Below are 17,940 nucleotides of genomic sequence, written 5' to 3' on the forward strand. Positions count from 1 at the left end.
TCCTAAGCCACCATCTCATCAACAAACACATTCACAAACTCATCCATCTTACTGATGATGCGTTGCGAAATTCTATGTGCTTCTAAAACACTGGGTCGTTCTTCCAAGCATTCTCGAATTTCCTTGTTCAATGGTTTTTTACCTGTAAATACATAAGTATTTACTAAGTTCTTGAATTGCTTCTTGTCAAGGTTTTCCTCTTCACAGATTTTGTTGAGGGCCAGCACTTTTTGTTCCTGCCAGTATTTATCGAATTCATCCTGAATGGCATCCACATCATCGATATTTGGTAACTGCTCTTCAATGAATTTCTCAATGAGTTCTCGCTTGCTGCGCAGTTCTACATCTCCGGCAATGATATCGAGGATGGCTTTCTTCTGTTTGTCTTTATCTGAGCCTTCTGCATGCTTCATCTTGGCGATGAGCTTGAGGATGTAGGCTACATTGATTTCATCCCGGTGGATTAGCTCCAGTTCAAAATCCACGTCTTCCAAGATGGATACTTTTTCTTTTTGGTGATCATGCTTAACCATTTCATGCAGATCGAGGTATTTGCTCTTGTAATCTTCGAACTGTTGCTCTTCCATGGATAGATCATCCCATTCAAAGTCCGCAAAGGTTTTAAGAACATTGAAAATCCGCATGAGATCACGGAAAGCTTTGATAAAGGCAAGCTGATCATCTTCTGAAACCAGGTTGTCTACACTTTTAACGGTTGGAACGATTTGAAGCAACTCGATAAACGAACTGTTGAACCGTTCTACGATCTCGTCATATTCTGGGACAAAGATCTCTTCTTTCGCATCTTTATTGGAGAATAATGTCAGGGCTTCATCGGTTCTTTCTTTTAGATTTCTGAAACAGAGAATGTTACCCTGAGACTTTTGCTCATTGATGACTCGGTTGGTTCTTGAATAGGCCTGAATGAGCCCGTGGTATCTTAGATTCTTATCTACATAAAGTGTATTGACCTTTTTTGCATCAAAGCCGGTGAGAAACATATTTACTACCAATAGGATATCAATTCGATCTTTGTCCTGAAAGCTTTCTTTTTCCCGTTCTTTAATACGCTTGCTGATGTCCTTGTAATAATTTTCATAGGACTTTGTATCGCAGGTGGAAAAATTCGTGCCAAACATTTCATTATAGTCAGCTATGTATTCATCCAGTTTTTCGCGGGTGTGGGAGGTTTGATATTTCCCTTTCGGTTCAGCAGCTAAATTGAAATCTGGAAGTTCGCCGGTGGCGTCAGAATCATCTTCATTCGTTTCATAGGAAAAGATCGTAGCGATTCGAAGATCGTGGTCGCCCGCTTCTTTCTTTTCTTTGAATAGATCATAGTAAGTAATAAGCTCATCAACCCAGTTTACTGCAAAAATTGCCGTGTATGCTTTGCTATGCGTTTTTCGGTCATGCTGAGCAATGATAAAGTCCGCAATATTACTGAGCCTTACCTGATCGCTCATAGCTTCCGCGCGATCAATATCTTCTACATTGATATCGCCACCCACAGTTGGCTTTCGCTTTATCGTACTGTAATACTCCAGGGCGAATTTCAAAACGTTCTTATCCCGGATGGCATCGGTGATCACATATTTGTGCAGACATTCATCGAACAGGTCTTTGGTCGTACGTTTGCCCAATTCATTTTTGATGGCGTTATCTGCAAAGATGGGCGTTCCGGTGAAGCCAAATAACTGACAGTCATTAAAGAAATTGATAATTCTCTGGTGGGTATCGCCAAACTGACTGCGGTGACATTCGTCAAAGATGAATACGATCTTTTTATCCCGCAGGTATTCGATCTGTTTATGATATCGCTTTCGTTTGATGGCAAAGTTCAGCTTCTGAATAGTGGTTACGATCAGTTTATTATTCACATCCTTGAGCTGATCGACCAAGCCTTTGGTATTCTCAGTCATGTCGATGCTGCCTTTTTTGAAGGCATTGAACTCGTTGGCCGTTTGATAATCCAGGTCTTTGCGGTCGACTACAAATACCACTTTGTGTATCTTCGGCTGGTTCATGATCACCTGACTTGCTTTAAAGGAGGTCAGCGTTTTTCCTGAACCGGTGGTGTGCCAGATGTAGCCGTTCTTCTCGGAGTTTTTCACCTGATCGATAATGGCTTCCACCGCATAATACTGATAGGGGCGAAGGACCATCAAGATCTTGAAGGTCTCATTCATTACCATGTATTTGGCGATCATCTTGCCGAGGTGATTTTTATTCAGAAATGCATCGGTAAATTTCTCGAGCTTGGTGATGTTGTTGTTCTTCTCATCGGCCCAGAAAAAGGTTTGTTTGAACGACTGCTTCCGGTTATTGGCGTAATACTTGGTATTTACACCGTTGCTGATCACAAAGATCTGTACATACTGGAATAGGGCAGAATCGCTCCAAAAGGAGTGCCGTTGGTAGCGGTTGATTTGGTTAAAGGCTTCTTTGAGTTCCAGGCCCCGACGTTTGAGTTCGATTTGAACAAGGGGAAGACCGTTTACCAGCAGCGTCACATCGTACCGAGTTTTATAGGTGCCCTCTGCGGTGACCTGATGCGTTACCTGAAAGTGATTTTGTGTCCAGTCCTCGCTGTTGAAAAAGCGAACATAAAGTGTTTGTTCATCTTCTCGCTTTAAAGCAAAGCGATCTCGCAGTGTTTTGGCCTTTTCAAACACATTGCCTTTGGACAAGTGATTCAGGATCTGATTGAATTCCTGATCTGAGTAAGTGTGGCCGTTGAAGTTCTCTAATTGCTGTTTCAGATTGGCAAACAGTTCTTCCGAATCATTGATCTTTACATACTCATAGCCCAGATTGATTAATTGCTTAACCAGCTCTTGCTCGAGGATATGTTCGGATTGTCTACTCATCTTCTATGCCTTGTTCATCTTTATAATCCCTGAGTTGCTCTTCGTAAGCAACTCTATCCTGATAAAACAATGCCTCGCTATAGCTTAAGCTAAAATCAAGATAGGCTTCATCAAGGTAATCGTTGAAATCAAAATTTTCCTCATATTTGATGTCCTCTTTATGTGATAGATCAATCTTAAAAAAGTGTTCTAAGAGATAATGGGCAATAGAGTCTGTTACTCCCATGATCATTTTGGCACTTTGTTTTGTACTAACAAATTCCTTTGGCGATGATTTACCGTGAGAGATATCTCCTCTGTCATTTCTTATTTCTCCCATTCTTTTGACAAGATTATAACCTTGTCTGCTAAAAGGTTCTTCTATTGGATTTTCAGTTGTACTCAATCTCCAGCAGGCATTCTTAAATAATTCTTGTACATCAAAACTGTTAATCTCTTTTTTTGTGATAGAATCATCTAGCCTAACTAATATCGTTTTACAGATTCCTTCGATTAATGATTTTGAGCATTCAATGGATATGTCAGGGTTGCTGCTTACATTCTCCTCAATTTTTTCAATGATGTTTTTGTAGTACCCAAATTCATTATGAATATTTTCATGCTTATCGATGATATTTCGGGTTAGAGTCATCATATCAGACGAACATTTTCTGGAGTAATCCTTTTTTGAATTTTTCAGCTAACTCCAGCTTTTGATTTACTGTTTTTATCTTTTTTGAAACCGTGTTAATAAAATCAGTAATCATTTCTCGTTCTTTTTCAGATGGAACTGGAATAGGTAGTTTTTGGAAATCACCGACAGTAATATTCATTCTGTCATGCCGAGCTCCAAAATTGGCCACACTGTGCATGTATCGATGCCATAATGTGGTTTCAAAGAAGTATTCAAAAAAATCGAGATGGTTTTCATTTATCCTAAATACAGAGTAGAGTGGTGACATTACACCCGTTTTGAGCTTATTTCTTTTAATGGGCCCAACCGGCGCCTCACTGGAGATTCTAGGGTTATATACGAAGTCATCCTTTTTAACAATGTAATATCCACCGAGATTACTCTTGTTTGCGATACTTTTATCGAAGTATTCTGTTTGACTGACTACTCCCTGAACAGCAGAATTCGTTAATACAAAATCATACTCTTCATCTTCATTCTTATCTGTAATCCGATCTGAAATTTCACCTAATTCTTTGTATTTCCATTCAGGAAAATTCTTTCTTTTCTCATCTTTGAACCGGATTTCCTGAGAAAAGAGTTTTTGCATTACCCCTTTTTTGTATTCTTCTAGAAGCTCCTTCTTTCTCCTAAAATGCTGAATTTTCAGATCTACGGAGGAAAGGAAATCGGCTATTTTTTGCTGTTCATTTCTTGAAGGTAAATTCAAGTTCAACAACTTTAGTTGTGTTGAATACAGGTGTATAACAGATGAGCCTTGAGCAAATCTTGCTATATCTTTGCTCTTCTTTCCATTAAGATAATATGCTAAATATGTTGAATCTTGATCACTTTTGATGATGTTAATATCGCCACCTAATGCTATCCCAGACCTTCTAACACAGGAAGCTGTAGCAATATCAATTGCAGTTTCACCTGATGAAGGAATGATTAGGTCATTTGCTTCACTTAATTCTAGATCTTTTTCATTTAAATTCGTTTTAGAAACTGTGTGATCTATTAATTCACTGTATGTGGTATATAATTCACCATAACGAATACAATCAGTTTTTCCATCCTCAATAACTTCATCTTTAGAAATCCCTTTACCCTTACTGAATTTTCCAATTTCACTTAATAAGAAAATACTGTAATCATTACTAAATTCTGGGAATCTCAATTTTGGCTCTGACTTTTTCTTCATCTTAAAAAGGAGCCTCAATCCCTAATTCTTTGCAGTAGTTGGCAATGGCTTCATCCGTTTTCTGGATATTATTATCCAAAGCTTTCAGTTCTTGGGCAACAGCTTGCAGGTCCACCACTTCTTCTTCCTCAAAGGTATCCACATAGCGGGGAATGTTGAGGTTATAATCGTTTTCGGCAATTTCATCCCGGTTGGTGATATAGCTGTATTTTTCTTCCAGCTCTCCGGTGTATTCAGAGTCCCAATTGCCACTCACATACTCTTTGTAGGTCTCAATAATCTTAGAAATGTCTTCCGGTCGGAGCTTATGCTGCGTGGATACTTTCTCATAATGCTCACTCGCATCAATAAAAAGCACATGCTCAGAGTGTGTACGCTGTTTTCTAAGCACCAGAACACAAGTGGGAATTGAGGTGCCAAAAAAGATATTGGCCGGCAAGCCAATCACCGCATCCAGGTAATTCAGCTCCTTAATAATATGCTCACGAATGGTTCCCTCACCGCCACTTCTAAACAACACGCCATGAGGTAGCACACAGGCCATGGTTCCGTTATCATCCAACTGGTGAATCATGTGCTGAACGAAAGCAAAATCGGCCCGGCTCTTAGGAGCCAGTTTTCCATACGCAGAAAATCGGTCGTCATTCATCTTCAGCGGGTCGGAACTCCACTTGGCCGAGAACGGGGGATTGGCCACCACGGCTTCAAATTTCTTATCAATATGCTGAGGCCGTTCCAGTGTATCCTCATTCTTAATATCAAACCGGCTGTAATGCACATCGTGCATAATCATGTTCATCCGGCAGAGGTTATAGGTGGTCGGGTTGCTTTCCTGCCCAAAATACTCCCCAACTTCATCTACTTCCCGTGCCACACGGAGCAGCAAAGATCCCGATCCACAAGTGGGATCGTACACGTTTTTAAGTCGCTCCTTACCTACCGTAACCAGCTTGGCCAACACCGAGCTCACTTCCTGAGGCGTATAAAACTCACCGGCCTTTTTCCCGGCACCACTGGCAAACTGCCCGATCAGGTATTCGTAGGCATCACCTAACACATCGTTTTCAGGATTGTCGAGCTCAAAATCCACCTCATCCAGTTTCTCCATCACCTTCACGATAATTTCGTTACGGTCCTCCGGAGTTTTACCCAGCTTGCTGCTGTCCAAATCCAGATCTTCAAAAAGGTTTTCAAAATCTTCCTCACTGTCAGTACCCATCGTGCTTTGCTCAATATCAATCAGCACCTTTTGGAGATCATCCAGAATGAATTTGGCCTTACCGTTGCCATTGCCCCGCATCACCATGGTACTAAATAGCTCACCCGGTTCCAGGAAATAACCCAAATCATCAATGGCATTTTCCTTTACCGCTTCCAGATACTGTTGTCCCGGTTTGGTATTCAGGTTAATCGAGTGGTAGGTCATGTTATCCGGTGCCAGAATCTTGTTGGCGTACCGAAGCATCTTTTCACTCAAATACTTGTAAAAAATAAACCCAAGAATATAGTCCCTGAATTCATCTGCCCCCATTTTGCCCCGAAGGTTATTAGCTATATCCCAAAGCTTCTGATTGAGCTTTTGTTTTTCTGTCATGTGTACCCAATGAATGATTTGTTAGAGTAGCTTCAATTCTTGATAAACAATATAAAAATGATTGGTGGGATTCAAAGGGTCAACGGAATAAGCAAAAGATGAAAATTTTCTTTTTTTAGAAACTTTTATTAGCTACTGATGGATTAAACAAAATTCTCACATCTTTTAGAGAAAAACTTCACCAATATATGTGGGTACAATTAAAACTACTTTATCATGTCAAAAATTTTCATGTCATATTCCCATAAAGATGAAAGTCTGAGGGACGAATTGGAGACTCATCTTTCTTTGCTTAAACGTCAAGGGCTAATTTCTACTTGGCATGACCGAAAAATTTTACCAGGAGATGAATTCGGAAATGAAATCGATGAGAACCTTGAGAGTTCGGTTATCATTTTGCTCTTAGTCAGTCCGTATTTTATAGCTTCTGATTACTGTTATGATATTGAAATGAAAAGAGCATTGGAGCGGCATAGAAATAATCAAGCAAGAGTAATTCCTATCATATTAGAGCATTGCGATTGGCATTCGGCTCCTTTTGGAAAATTACAAGCTTTACCAAAAGATGGAAGGCCAGTGACTGATTACCCAAACCAGCACAAAGCTTTTACTGAAATTGCTACTGGAATCAGAACAGCCATTGAAGAAACACAAAGTAAGAAACCAAAATCCGATTCTGATCAATCAAATATTCCGCCAAAGAGAACTCAAACAACTGAAACAAAAGATCTTCAGCGTTCTTCAAATCTTAGAGTAAAAAAATCATTTTCTGATAAAGAAAGGGATGATTTTTTGAAGGAGTCATTTGAGTACATCAATAAATTTTTCAAAAATTCACTGCAAGAGCTAAAAAATCGAAATGAATTCGTCGATTTTACTCTCAATCCTATGGATTCACAAACTTTTACGGTTAAGGTGTATAAACAACAAACTCAGGCAAGCCAATGTAAAATTTGGAGGGGTTCAAGTTTTGGGAGAACAGAGGCTATTATGTATTCGAATTCTATAAGTGAAAGAAATAGTTTTAATGAAATGTTTACCGTAAACGATGACGGTTATCAACAGTTTTTGGTTCCTACTGGGATGCTGAATTTACATACCGGTCAGGATATGGATAAAAATTTATCCGCTAAAGGTGCAGCTGAGTTATTATGGGATAAATTGATAGAGCCCTTGCAGAGGTGAATATTCTTAATGGTATAGGTAAAGCTTAACTTGTATGAGATTGTATTTAAATAGGGCTTTTAACGGGATATAACATGTTAGCTATTTTTGTACCGAGGATATTGGATTTACGATTCGAAATCAGGAATATCTTGTGAAGGCAGAGCCTTTAATATTGCGGAGTTAAGAAGGTAGTTAATTATGGTCCGCTAGGATATCTATTATGGATGTATAAATTTAAACAAATGCCAAATAGACAAGCTCGATTAAATTTTGAAGGTATTGAAGACCAAGAAGATCAGTTAAATGAGCTTTTCTACGGAGTTCATCTCATTCGTAAAAGTGTAGAGTATCTAAAATATTTAGATTTTATAACTCGCTTCAAGAGATATTCGATTTTTAATACATCCTTAGTTTATGTTCAAAAACCTGAAACTGCATGGTTTGCAACCCCAAAGAACTGGCGCAAACGTGGTCGTAGAATAAAAGAAGATGCAAGACCTTTGGTCATGCTACAACCGGGAGGGCCAATTATGTTTGTATACGATGTGAACGACACTTATGGTGAAAATCTTCCAGAGAGTTTGTTTGAACCTTTCAGAGTTGAAGGAGATTTTGATGAGAAACTTTGGTACAGATTATCAAACTCAATAAGAGAATTTAAATTCAAGCTGATTAAAAAAGATGAGATTATACAAAGGGGAGGTGCAGTTGCGAGAAAATCCTCTGACAGTCCTATGGTCAGATTTGAAATTACTATTAATAATAGGCAGAAAGAAGAGGTCCATTTTCAGACAGTTGTTCATGAATTAGCACATGTTTTTTGCGGTCATTTAGGTAGTGCTTCAGATGAAAAATGGCCTGATCGAAGAGATTTAAATAAACAATCAAGAGAATTTGAAGCAGAATCAGTCAGCTATTTGGTCTGTAGAAGACAAGGGCTGGATACTAAATCAGATGAATACTTAGCTCAACATATTAATTCAGATGATCATATTCCGCAGATTTCAATAGAAAAAGTGCTCAGATCTGCAGATTGGATTGAGAAAATTTTAGAAGGTACAGAATTGAAATTGTATCGCCAGAACAATAATTAAATCCATGACCGAACCCACTTAGTTAGAGAATAATCAATTCTGCCGCGATGGGTAAAATTTTACCAAATTCACTTTGCACCTTATGGTAGGTTGGGCAATACAAAAGCAAGTTGATGCCGTTTTTTTAGCCGGTGATATTATTGATCGTGACAACCGGTTTTTTGAGACTATCGGTCCCATTCGGGAGGGATTTGAAAAATTACATAATGTCAGATATTGGTTCTTTTGATTGCCGATGATCGCGATTTAGATATGCTTTCCGGATCTGATGATTATAGTATTAATAATGGTTGGTCAAATCCTCCATTGGGACTTGATCACATTAAGAGTTGTTGACAAATGGAGGAAAGGAAAAGAAGGCAAATAAAAAGGTTATCTGGAATTCATAACCAATAGTGGTCTTTATTCAATCGTGTCTTGTTTTTATGAGCTGAGGCCGTCAGTTCCAAGTTTCATAACATCACCGGCATCAAGTAAAGCAGGTGTAACAATTTGGTTCGTATATCAGTTTTCGAAAGCTCCGATCAGTTCATTGTTTATTCTTCAAGTAGTTATCTGTAGACTTTATATTAGATGATAAATGAATTTAAAAAACGAATTAAGTGTTGACTTAATGTAATCGGTTACATTAATTGAAGGGGTTCTTGAATAAAATCTCGTCTATAAGTTTGAATTGCTGAGATTAAATTTTATAAGTGCTCAAGAATTAAAGTCATTTTTATAAAGGTAAGTATATGTCGGTAAAAAAAATTGCAAAAATTGCTGGAGTATCTACGGCAACAGTCTCGAGAGTTTTGAACGGCTCTGATAAGGTAAGGGAATCAACTGCTAAACGAGTTATGCAAGTAGTGGAAGATATGAATTACCGAATGGATCATGTAGCCCGAAGAATGAAAGTAAAACAGACGGATTCTTTGGTTGTGGGTTTAGTAATTACAGATATCGATAACCCATTCTTCTCAAGTGTTGCAAAAGGTGTTGAAGATGTAGTATCAAAAAATAAACTAGTAACAATGATTTGTAACACAAATGAGAACCCGGAAAAAGAGAGATTCTTTTTAAATGCTATGTTATCAGAAAAAGTATCTGGCGCAATTATTGTGCCTACAACAGGTAATCTTGATTTTTTTCAAGATCTGGTTGATGATGGTTTCCCCATGGTGATGGTTGACAGGAAGCCAAAAGATTTAAAAATAGATACTGTTTCGCTTAATAATAAAAAAGGAAGTTATGAAGCGGTAAAAAAGCTTATCGACAATGGGCATCGAAGGATTGGGTTTGTAGGAGGTATTAAAGGATTAAGTAACACAGAAGAGAGGCTTGCAGGTTATTTAGAAGCTTTAAAAGAATCAGGAATTCAGATAAAAGATAATCTGATAGTTTATGGTGATTATGTTGAAGAGGGGGGTAGAGAGGCAATTCAAGAGTTTATGTCATTAAAGAAACCGCCTACAGCTGTTTTTTCATCAAACAACTTAATGACGCTTGGCTGTATTAAAGAGATATATAAGCAAAAGTTAAATATCCCTAAAGATATTGCAATAATAGGATTTGATGATTCTACCTGGGCTGAAGCCTTAATCCCTCCTTTAACTACAGTAAAACAGCCAGGGTATGAATTAGGTGTAAATGCGGCTGAATTGCTTATAAAAAGATTGAAAAATGGGAAAGCTAATAGTATTGATGTAGTTCTCAATCCAGAGTTGATCGTGAGAGAATCATGTGGAACAAAAAAGATTAATATAGGATAACAAATTGCATTTCTGCTTAAGGTCACAAATTTGATACTAGCCAGTAGAATTGTAAACGGTTACATTATTTCAAGATTTTTCTGCTGCATCTGAACGAAAACAGGGGACTTGGATTAAATATTAATTATGATTGCACAGAATATCAGCACTTTTTTCTGCATTCAATTCATTAAATAACATATACTTACCTTTTATAAACATAAAACCTATAATATTTTTGCATAATATTGTCCGAAGCTGTATAATAAAATGTAAACGATTACATTTTAACAAAAAGAAAGCGCTTTTATCAAGTGCGTAAAATGGAGAAATGAAATGCTCGATAAATATACAATGATTTATACGGTCATTATTTTGTTGTCAATAACCACTATAGGGATGGCGCAAAATCATGAAGTCACTGGAACGGTTACTGATGCAGAGACTGGAGAATCACTACCTGGAGTAAATATTATCATTCAAGGCACCTCGCAGGGTACAACCACAGATCTTGATGGTGAGTATGAAATAAATACAGAGCCGGATGGAGTTTTGGTGTTTTCATATGTGGGCTATGAGAGAACTGAAGTACCGATTGAGGGAAGAGAAGTTATCAATATTTCATTAAACCAAGCTTCTATAATGGCTGGAGAACTAGTTGTCATTGGTTATGGAGCACAACAAGAGAGACAAATTACTGGAGCCATATCTTCTGTAAATATGGAAGAAGTCAACAATAATCTACCTAACACAAATATAACACAATCACTTAGTAATGTTTCTGGAGTGCTATTTAAGGGAGATGGTAGGCCAGGACAAGGTGGTCAATTATTAATTCGAGGGCAAAATTCTTTAAGTGCTAATACAGATCCATTAATTGTTTTAGACGGTATAATATTTAGTGGAGACATTAGTGATATAAACCCGCATAACATTGAATCAATGGAGGTTCTAAAGGATGCAAGTTCAACAGCTATTTATGGTTCAAGAGCTGCAAATGGTGTTATTTTGGTCACATCTAAAGGGGGGGGGACTGGTACTTCGAAGCCAACAATAAATGTTAATCTTTTTACGGCTTTTTCAGAAGAAGCTGAATTGTTGAATTTAATAAGTCCTGAGCGATATTTGGAAAGACGTCTCGACTGGCGTGAGCAAAGTGGATTGGAAGCAGATCCAAGTAAAATTGCAGATTACTTGTCACCTGACGAAGCTGAAAATTATAATGCAGGAATTTCACGGAGCCCTTGGGATGTAGCTTCAAGAACAGGCAGAATAAACTCCATGAATGTTAGTGTTGCAGGTAGAACTGACAATCTGAATTATTTCATTTCATCATCATATGACTTAGAAGAAGGTTTGTTAATTGATGATGATCAAGAAAAAATTAATTTGAGAGGTAATTTTGATATTGGTGTAACAGACTGGTTAAACGTAGGAACGAGGACAACATATACCAGTCGTGATCGCTCTGGAGTTCCCCCAAGCCTTCAGAATGTTTTTAGAAATAGCCCCTATGGAACATTCTTCCATCCAGATGGAGAGCCAAGGCAGCATCCAGTTTCGAGCGAGAGGGCAAGTACTAATGTAATGTATGGGCCTCTACTGACGACAAATGATGAAGTTTATAACAACCTTTTTAGTAATCTTTATGCGATCTTAGATAAAACCGTTTGGGGTGGTAATTTGAGCTATAGAGTTAACTATTCTCCCAATTTAAGATGGGATCATGATTACAACTATGTGCGTCAAGACACATATCGTGAGGTAAATACAACAAGTGCCAGTAAATTTAATCGAAATAGTTTCAAATGGGAGCTTGAAAATATTCTCTCATATGACGGCCAAATAAATGAAAATAATTCTTTCGATGTAACTTTATTATACGGAAGAAGGCACTCAGAGCTTGAGTTTACAAATACAAATGCAGGTCAATTAGAATTGGATGGCTTAGGTTTTGATAACTTGAGTCTGGGATCTAATCCTTCTATTAACTCATACGCGGAAGAAGTAGACGGTGTCTCGTATATGGGGAGAATTAATTATCAATTTAAAGATAGATATCTTTTTACTCTTACAGCGAGAAGAGATGGCAGTTCAGTATTTGCAGCGAACCATAAATATGCCATTCTACCTTCAGGGGCATTTGCATGGATTATTTCAGATGAATCCTTTATGGATGATGTAAATGCGATAAATTTTTTAAAAATTAGATTATCCCATGGTTCTGTTGGAAACGAAGCGATTCAGCCATACCAATCACTCACTCTTGATCAAACAACACGTTATATTTTTGGAGGCAATAATCCACTTGGAGTTATTACATCAAGACTGGGTAATGAAGATCTAAAATGGGAGACCACTACAACTACCAACGCTGCAATTGATTTTGAATTATTCGAAGGTCGTTTTGGAGGCGCCTTGGAACTTTATAATAGTGATACTAATGATTTATTAGTGAGAAGATCGATACCTATAATGGGTGGTTTTGATAACATATTAACCAACATAGGTGAAGTTAATAATAGAGGAATCGAATTATCACTGAATTCACATAACATTCAAAGCTCTAATTTCTCATGGAGAACATCCATATCTGCATCTTATAACCGAAATAGAATTGTTCATCTTTTTGGAACAGATCTCGATGGTGATGGAAGAGAAGACGATAGCATATCAAATAGTTGGTTCATAGGCGAGGAAATTAATTCTTACTATGATTATGAGTTTGATGGCATTTATCAACAGGGTGATCCAAATATTCCACAGGGTTTTCAGCCCGGAGATGTAAAAGTGAAAGATTTAAATGGGGATGGTGTCATTAATGCCGATGATCGAAAAGTAGTCGGATCAGGTACAAATCCAAAGTATCAATTTGGTTTGACGAACCGATTTGGTTATAAAAATTTTGAGTTATCAGTAGTGATGAATGCAATGTTAGGTTGGAAGGGGATTTATGATTTAATAAATCCAATAGTACCTGGAAGAGCATTTGGTGGAATTGATAATAATTGGTGGACGTCTGAAAATCAGTCAAACTCTAGACCTTCGTTGGTTTATACCAATACACTTGATACACATTGGTATTTCAATCGAAACTTTTTTAGGGTTCGTGATATCTCACTCTCCTATGAATTTAATCAGTCAACATTAAGTCAGATCGGATTAACAAATTTAAGGCTTTATTTAAGTGCAAAAAATCTATTAACAATTACTGATTGGATAGGTTCAGATCCTGAAAGTGCAAATGATATAGAAACCTTACAAGGTCCAGGATCAGATGGTGCATTTCCATTGTCAAGAACAGTTGCTTTTGGAATAAGCCTGGGGCTCTAATAAACAGAAAAAATTTAAAACTCACTGATTATGAATACTTTAAAAACAAAATTATTAATAGGGATTGTATTATTTCTAGGATTCATTTTGTTGAATTCTTGTGATGATGATAATTTGCTGAATGAAACTCCAAAGTCATCAGTAAGTTCAGAAACTACTCTAACAAATAAAGCTGGATTTGAAGCTTATTTGATAGGTTTGGTAAGAAATGCAAGAGAGGAGTTAACTAATGGTGATGATAATTATTTCATTGCTAATTTTGCGGGAACTGATCTTGGTGAGGATGCAGCAACTGAAAGATCCTCAGCCAGAAATTATTCAAATTTAACACCACAATCTTTTCCAAATGGTAATATCACAACTTATTGGAATTGGGCATATGGTCAGATGATTGTTCAGGCCAATACAATTATACAATCTGCTCAAAATCCAGAATTAGATGATATATGGGAAAATGAGGAAGAAAAAAACAGAGTGATAGCTGAGGCTCGGTTTTTTAGGGGATATACATACAATTTATTGGCGAATTATTGGGGTGGAGTTCCAATTGTACAAGAAGTCCGAGCAGAGCCAAAATTTGACTATGTAAGAGCAAGTAGAGATGAAGTTTACGAATTTGCTAAGAATGATTTAGAATTTGCTGCGGAATGGCTCCCGGAAGTTGTTGAAAGTGGTCAAGATGGTAGAGCTACAAGTGCGATGGCAAATCATCTATTGGCTGAAGTTTATATAAGTTTAGGCCAGTATAATGAAGCGATTGAAAGTGCTTCAACTGTTATAAATTCTCCAAATTACCGATTAATGACGGAGAGATTTGGGAGTAGTGCAGGGGAGCCTGGTGACGTTTATTCTGACTTACACAAATCAGGAAATCATCGAAGAAGCTCCGGAAATTTGGAATCTTTATACATTTGGCAATTCGAACATTTCGTACAGGGCGGTGGTGGAAATAGAAATGGAAACGCATATATACGGAATTTAGGACCATTTTTAACTAAAATTTCTGCGCCTGATGGTTTTGGTAATATTCCAACTGCTGAACTTGGTAGAGGGGTAGGCCATACTACAACTACAAATTATTCCAGGTATCATATTTGGAATGATGATAATGACATAAGAAATTCAGAATACAACTTCAGAAGAACATTCTATTATAATAATCCTCAATCATCTCACTTTGGTGAAGAGATTAAAAAAGAGAACTTGACCAGAGAGGATACATTACGACATTTATATGAGTATCCAAGGAAAATTGAGGGCCCACCATGGGAAGATAATACATCCTCAGGCAGAATTAATAAGGATGTGTATGTTTACAGATTGGCAGAAACCTATTTATTACGTGCGGAAGCATACCATAGATTAGGAGACAACCAGAGTGCTGCTGATGATATAAATGCTGTTCGCGCCAGAGCTAATGCTTCACCTATTGGAGCAGGAGAAGTTACGATAGATTTTATCTTGGATGAACGTGCAAGAGAGTTAATGTTTGAAGCTTCTAGAAAACGTACTTTAATGCGAATGGGTAAATTAGTTGAAAGAGTTCGTGAATGGGCACTTTTGGAAGAACCTAGAGAGACTATTCAGGATTACCATAATCTTTGGCCTATACCCCAAGAGGCAATAGACGCGAATTTTGGTTCTGAATTAGAACAGAATCCAGGGTACTGATGGTCGAGACCATTTTATAGATTAATCATTTCATTTTCATCGATTATAAAAGTGGGGAGTTAACAAATCTCCCCCTTTTATGAGATTTTATTATAAGTAAAAACCTTAAAAATATATTTAGATGGAACAAAAATGGAATTTATTGAAAAATTATCTCTATAAAAATCAACAAATTTTAAAATTAGTCTATCGAAGACGTTTTACTTCAAGCAGATAAAAATTGAGTTACAATTATGAATATAACTAGAGATCAGTTAAAACAATATCGCCATGAAGGTTTTATGATTGTACCAAAGTTTCTTGAAAATGAGGAACTAGAAATGGTAAGGAATATATGTGATACTAAAGTTGCTGAGACTGAAAAAGATATGAGCAAGAGAGGGGTAGAAAAAGATCGAATTAATGTTTTAGGGAAAAAATATTTTATCCACCAACCTCACAAAACTCATCCAAGACTGGAGAATATAATATTTAATAATAAAGTAGCTGAGGTGTGTAAAGCTACAATAGGAGATACAGCATTTCTTCATAGTGAACAATTTGTAGTAAAAATGACAGATTCAAATACAAATTTTGCTTGGCATCAAGATAGTGGTTATTCAGTTTATCAAGGTGGTGCGGAGCAGCACAAACCATACCTAACATGCTGGATTGCACTTGATGACATGAGCGAAGAAAATGGTACAATATCAGTTCTACCATTTTCACGCTCTCCTTCCCGTAAACTCATAAAACACATTTGGGATGATGATTTAAGTGCAATGGTTGGTTATGATGGAGATGATGAAGGGGATTTAGTTGAGGTGCCGGCAGGAACATTGGTAGCATTTTCAAGCTTTCTTCTTCATAAGAGCGGAGCGAATAGTACAGACAGGCCAAGAAGAAGTTATTTCATAGCATTTACTCCTGAATTATTTTTGCATTCTGACGAATCAAAAGGTGTTTATAGTAGTGGCGAGCCAGTTATCATTGATGGTCAGTTAGTTGATTGAATTTTTAAAGCTTTACTACAGAGCTAAATATTAGGTCAACTATCCAATATTCATTTAAAAGGAAAGGTAAATTGAAGAAAGTTTTGTCATCAATGTGTTCGTATTTGAACTTATTACATCTTATTAAGCTCGAAAAAATATTTATTTAAGCTTGTATAAATTTTAAAATGAAAAAATATATCATTTTATATGTATTTGTACTGGTAATGACATGTATGATGGGGTGCACTTATTATCCTGAAAGTAATCATGCTGAAAAGCCGCCAAATATTTTATTCATACTGACAGATGACCAAGCAAATTGGACGCTAAGTATTAATGACAATCCAAATAGTTTTACGCCTGAGTTAGATAAATTGGCTGAGCAAGGAGCTTTATTTGAAAATGCTTTTGCAACAAGTGCTGTTTGTAGCCCGGCTAGAGCTTCTTTAATTACGGGTCGCTATCCAAGTGAAACAAATATAATGGATTACATTCCTGTAGACTCAGAAATTGGAATGGATACGACTTTAGTAACTTGGCCCGAGGTATTGCAACAGAATGGATATCAAACGGCATTAATTGGGAAATGGCATTTAGGGAAAAATGAAAAGTATTTACCCAATCAAAGAGGCTATAAATTTTTTGTGGGATTTCCAGTTGGTGGGTTTAAATCAAAATCGCCTGATGTGTGGAGTGAAAGTGAATGGAAAAGTATTGATGGTGAGTATACTCCAGATGTGTTGACTGATCTTACAATAAAGCAAATAAATAGCTTCCATCAGCAAAATAAGCCTTTTGCCATATCATTACACTATTGGGCACCTCATGCTAACACCCAATTCCCAGAAGGATACCAACCTCCATATGATGATCGATCCTGGCTACCTTTAAAAGATGAAGATTTGAATTATTGGTTGAATAGAGATGCTATTCTTCCGGAACCGAATTTTCCAGAGTTGGATGTAGATCGTGTAAAAAGAATGACAAGGGAATACCATGCCAGTGTGCATAGTGTCGATCGTAACATAGGAAGGATCATGAATTCTTTAGATCAGTTAGGTCTTACAAATAATACAATCATAATATTTACCTCAGACCACGGGTATATGATGGGCCATCATGGATTATGGCACAAAGGAAATGGAAGGTGGCTTACACAAAATGAAAAAGATCCAATGGGTGTATATGGTTCTAATCGTCCAAATATGTATGACTACTCTTTAAAGGTACCAGCTATCGTCCGTTGGCCTGATAAGATCAAGCCAGGTACACTCATCAATGAAACAATTTCTTTTTTGGATTGGTATCCAACAATTTTGAGTATGACTGGCATTAAAAAACCGGAAAATGTAACTCTAAGAGGTAATAATGCATTACCATTATTAATGGGTGAAACCACTGAGGGATGGGATAATAATATTTTTGCACAATATAAGACTTTACGAACGTACAGAACTCCTGAGTGGAAATTAGTTCGCGACTTTTCTGATGATGGGAAAGATGAACTTTACAATCTTGAAAGAGACCCAAATGAAAAAATCAATTTGATTCAGAATACTGATGAATCTATACAAAAAAAACTTGATAATTTAGATAGTAAAATGTTTGATATCATGGATGCAATTAATGATATGCTACTGTAAAAATTAAA

The 17,940-nt window shown here is 37.0% G+C and carries 11 protein-coding genes; 7 read left to right on the forward strand and 4 right to left on the reverse strand.

From position 1 onward, the window contains the following. Positions 1-2 precede the first annotated feature (2 nt). Genes L6773_RS04370 through L6773_RS04385 form a run of 4 tightly spaced genes read right to left on the reverse strand, consistent with a single transcriptional unit; the run spans position 3 to position 6,320 of the window. The gene (locus tag L6773_RS04370; RefSeq protein WP_237852634.1) at positions 3-2,870 is read right to left on the reverse strand and encodes a type I restriction endonuclease subunit R; all 2,868 of its coding nucleotides are present in this window, start codon (positions 2,868-2,870) and stop codon (positions 3-5) included. Beyond that, on the reverse strand, positions 2,863-3,504 hold the full coding sequence (locus L6773_RS04375; protein WP_237852635.1) for an abortive infection family protein: 642 nt from the start codon (positions 3,502-3,504) through the stop codon (positions 2,863-2,865). Before L6773_RS04375 ends, L6773_RS04370 begins: the two co-directional genes overlap by 8 nt. A gap of 1 nt (position 3,505) precedes the next feature. Continuing rightward, positions 3,506-4,726 (reverse strand): restriction endonuclease subunit S, encoded by a 1,221-nt coding sequence (locus tag L6773_RS04380; protein ID WP_237852636.1) that lies wholly within the window; start codon positions 4,724-4,726, stop codon positions 3,506-3,508. 1 nt (position 4,727) lies between these two features. Further along, a complete protein-coding gene (locus tag L6773_RS04385) occupies positions 4,728-6,320 on the reverse strand; it encodes a type I restriction-modification system subunit M (protein WP_237852637.1) in 1,593 nt (530 codons plus the stop codon). Between the two features lie 216 nt (positions 6,321-6,536). Between L6773_RS04385 and L6773_RS04390 the strand changes: the two genes are divergently transcribed. The 7 genes from L6773_RS04390 (at position 6,537) to L6773_RS04420 (ending at position 17,932) form a co-directional block, all read left to right on the forward strand. After that, positions 6,537-7,505, forward strand: a complete 969-nt coding sequence (locus L6773_RS04390) for a toll/interleukin-1 receptor domain-containing protein (RefSeq protein WP_237852638.1) — start codon at positions 6,537-6,539, stop codon at positions 7,503-7,505. 224 nt (positions 7,506-7,729) lie between these two features. Next, entirely contained in the window at positions 7,730-8,581 is an 852-nt protein-coding gene (locus L6773_RS04395) for a hypothetical protein (RefSeq protein WP_237852639.1), read from the forward strand. A 734-nt stretch (positions 8,582-9,315) separates the two neighbouring features. Further along, positions 9,316-10,332 carry a LacI family DNA-binding transcriptional regulator gene (locus tag L6773_RS04400; RefSeq protein WP_237852640.1) on the forward strand — a complete coding sequence of 339 codons (1,017 nt, stop codon included), beginning with the start codon at positions 9,316-9,318 and terminating at the stop codon, positions 10,330-10,332. A gap of 315 nt (positions 10,333-10,647) precedes the next feature. Then, the gene (locus tag L6773_RS04405) at positions 10,648-13,644 is read left to right on the forward strand and encodes a SusC/RagA family TonB-linked outer membrane protein (protein WP_237852641.1); all 2,997 of its coding nucleotides are present in this window, start codon (positions 10,648-10,650) and stop codon (positions 13,642-13,644) included. A gap of 30 nt (positions 13,645-13,674) precedes the next feature. Continuing rightward, positions 13,675-15,315, forward strand: a complete 1,641-nt coding sequence (locus tag L6773_RS04410) for a RagB/SusD family nutrient uptake outer membrane protein (protein WP_237852642.1) — start codon at positions 13,675-13,677, stop codon at positions 15,313-15,315. A 233-nt stretch (positions 15,316-15,548) separates the two neighbouring features. Then, positions 15,549-16,307 carry a phytanoyl-CoA dioxygenase family protein gene (locus tag L6773_RS04415; RefSeq protein WP_237852643.1) on the forward strand — a complete coding sequence of 253 codons (759 nt, stop codon included), beginning with the start codon at positions 15,549-15,551 and terminating at the stop codon, positions 16,305-16,307. Positions 16,308-16,474: 167 nt separating this feature from the next. Further along, a complete protein-coding gene (locus L6773_RS04420) occupies positions 16,475-17,932 on the forward strand; it encodes a sulfatase family protein (protein ID WP_237852644.1) in 1,458 nt (485 codons plus the stop codon). The last annotated feature ends 8 nt before the right edge of the window (positions 17,933-17,940 follow it).

The organism is Rhodohalobacter sulfatireducens, from assembly GCF_022012475.1.
GTDB classification, from domain to species: Bacteria; Bacteroidota; Rhodothermia; order Balneolales; family Balneolaceae; genus Rhodohalobacter; species Rhodohalobacter sulfatireducens.

Excerpts from the sequence above, each read along its gene's own strand:
- L6773_RS04420 (WP_237852644.1), top strand. The coding sequence starts at position 16,475 with ATGAAAAAATATATCATTTTATATGTATTTGTACTGGTAATGACATGT.
- L6773_RS04415 (WP_237852643.1), top strand. The coding sequence starts at position 15,549 with ATGAATATAACTAGAGATCAGTTAAAACAATATCGCCATGAAGGTTTT.
- L6773_RS04370 (WP_237852634.1), bottom strand. The coding sequence starts at position 2,870 with ATGAGTAGACAATCCGAACATATCCTCGAGCAAGAGCTGGTTAAGCAA.
- L6773_RS04375 (WP_237852635.1), bottom strand. The coding sequence starts at position 3,504 with ATGATGACTCTAACCCGAAATATCATCGATAAGCATGAAAATATTCAT.
- L6773_RS04410 (WP_237852642.1), top strand. The coding sequence starts at position 13,675 with ATGAATACTTTAAAAACAAAATTATTAATAGGGATTGTATTATTTCTA.
- L6773_RS04380 (WP_237852636.1), bottom strand. The coding sequence starts at position 4,726 with ATGAAGAAAAAGTCAGAGCCAAAATTGAGATTCCCAGAATTTAGTAAT.
- L6773_RS04390 (WP_237852638.1), top strand. The coding sequence starts at position 6,537 with ATGTCAAAAATTTTCATGTCATATTCCCATAAAGATGAAAGTCTGAGG.
- L6773_RS04385 (WP_237852637.1), bottom strand. The coding sequence starts at position 6,320 with ATGACAGAAAAACAAAAGCTCAATCAGAAGCTTTGGGATATAGCTAAT.
- L6773_RS04405 (WP_237852641.1), top strand. The coding sequence starts at position 10,648 with ATGCTCGATAAATATACAATGATTTATACGGTCATTATTTTGTTGTCA.
- L6773_RS04400 (WP_237852640.1), top strand. The coding sequence starts at position 9,316 with ATGTCGGTAAAAAAAATTGCAAAAATTGCTGGAGTATCTACGGCAACA.
- L6773_RS04395 (WP_237852639.1), top strand. The coding sequence starts at position 7,730 with ATGCCAAATAGACAAGCTCGATTAAATTTTGAAGGTATTGAAGACCAA.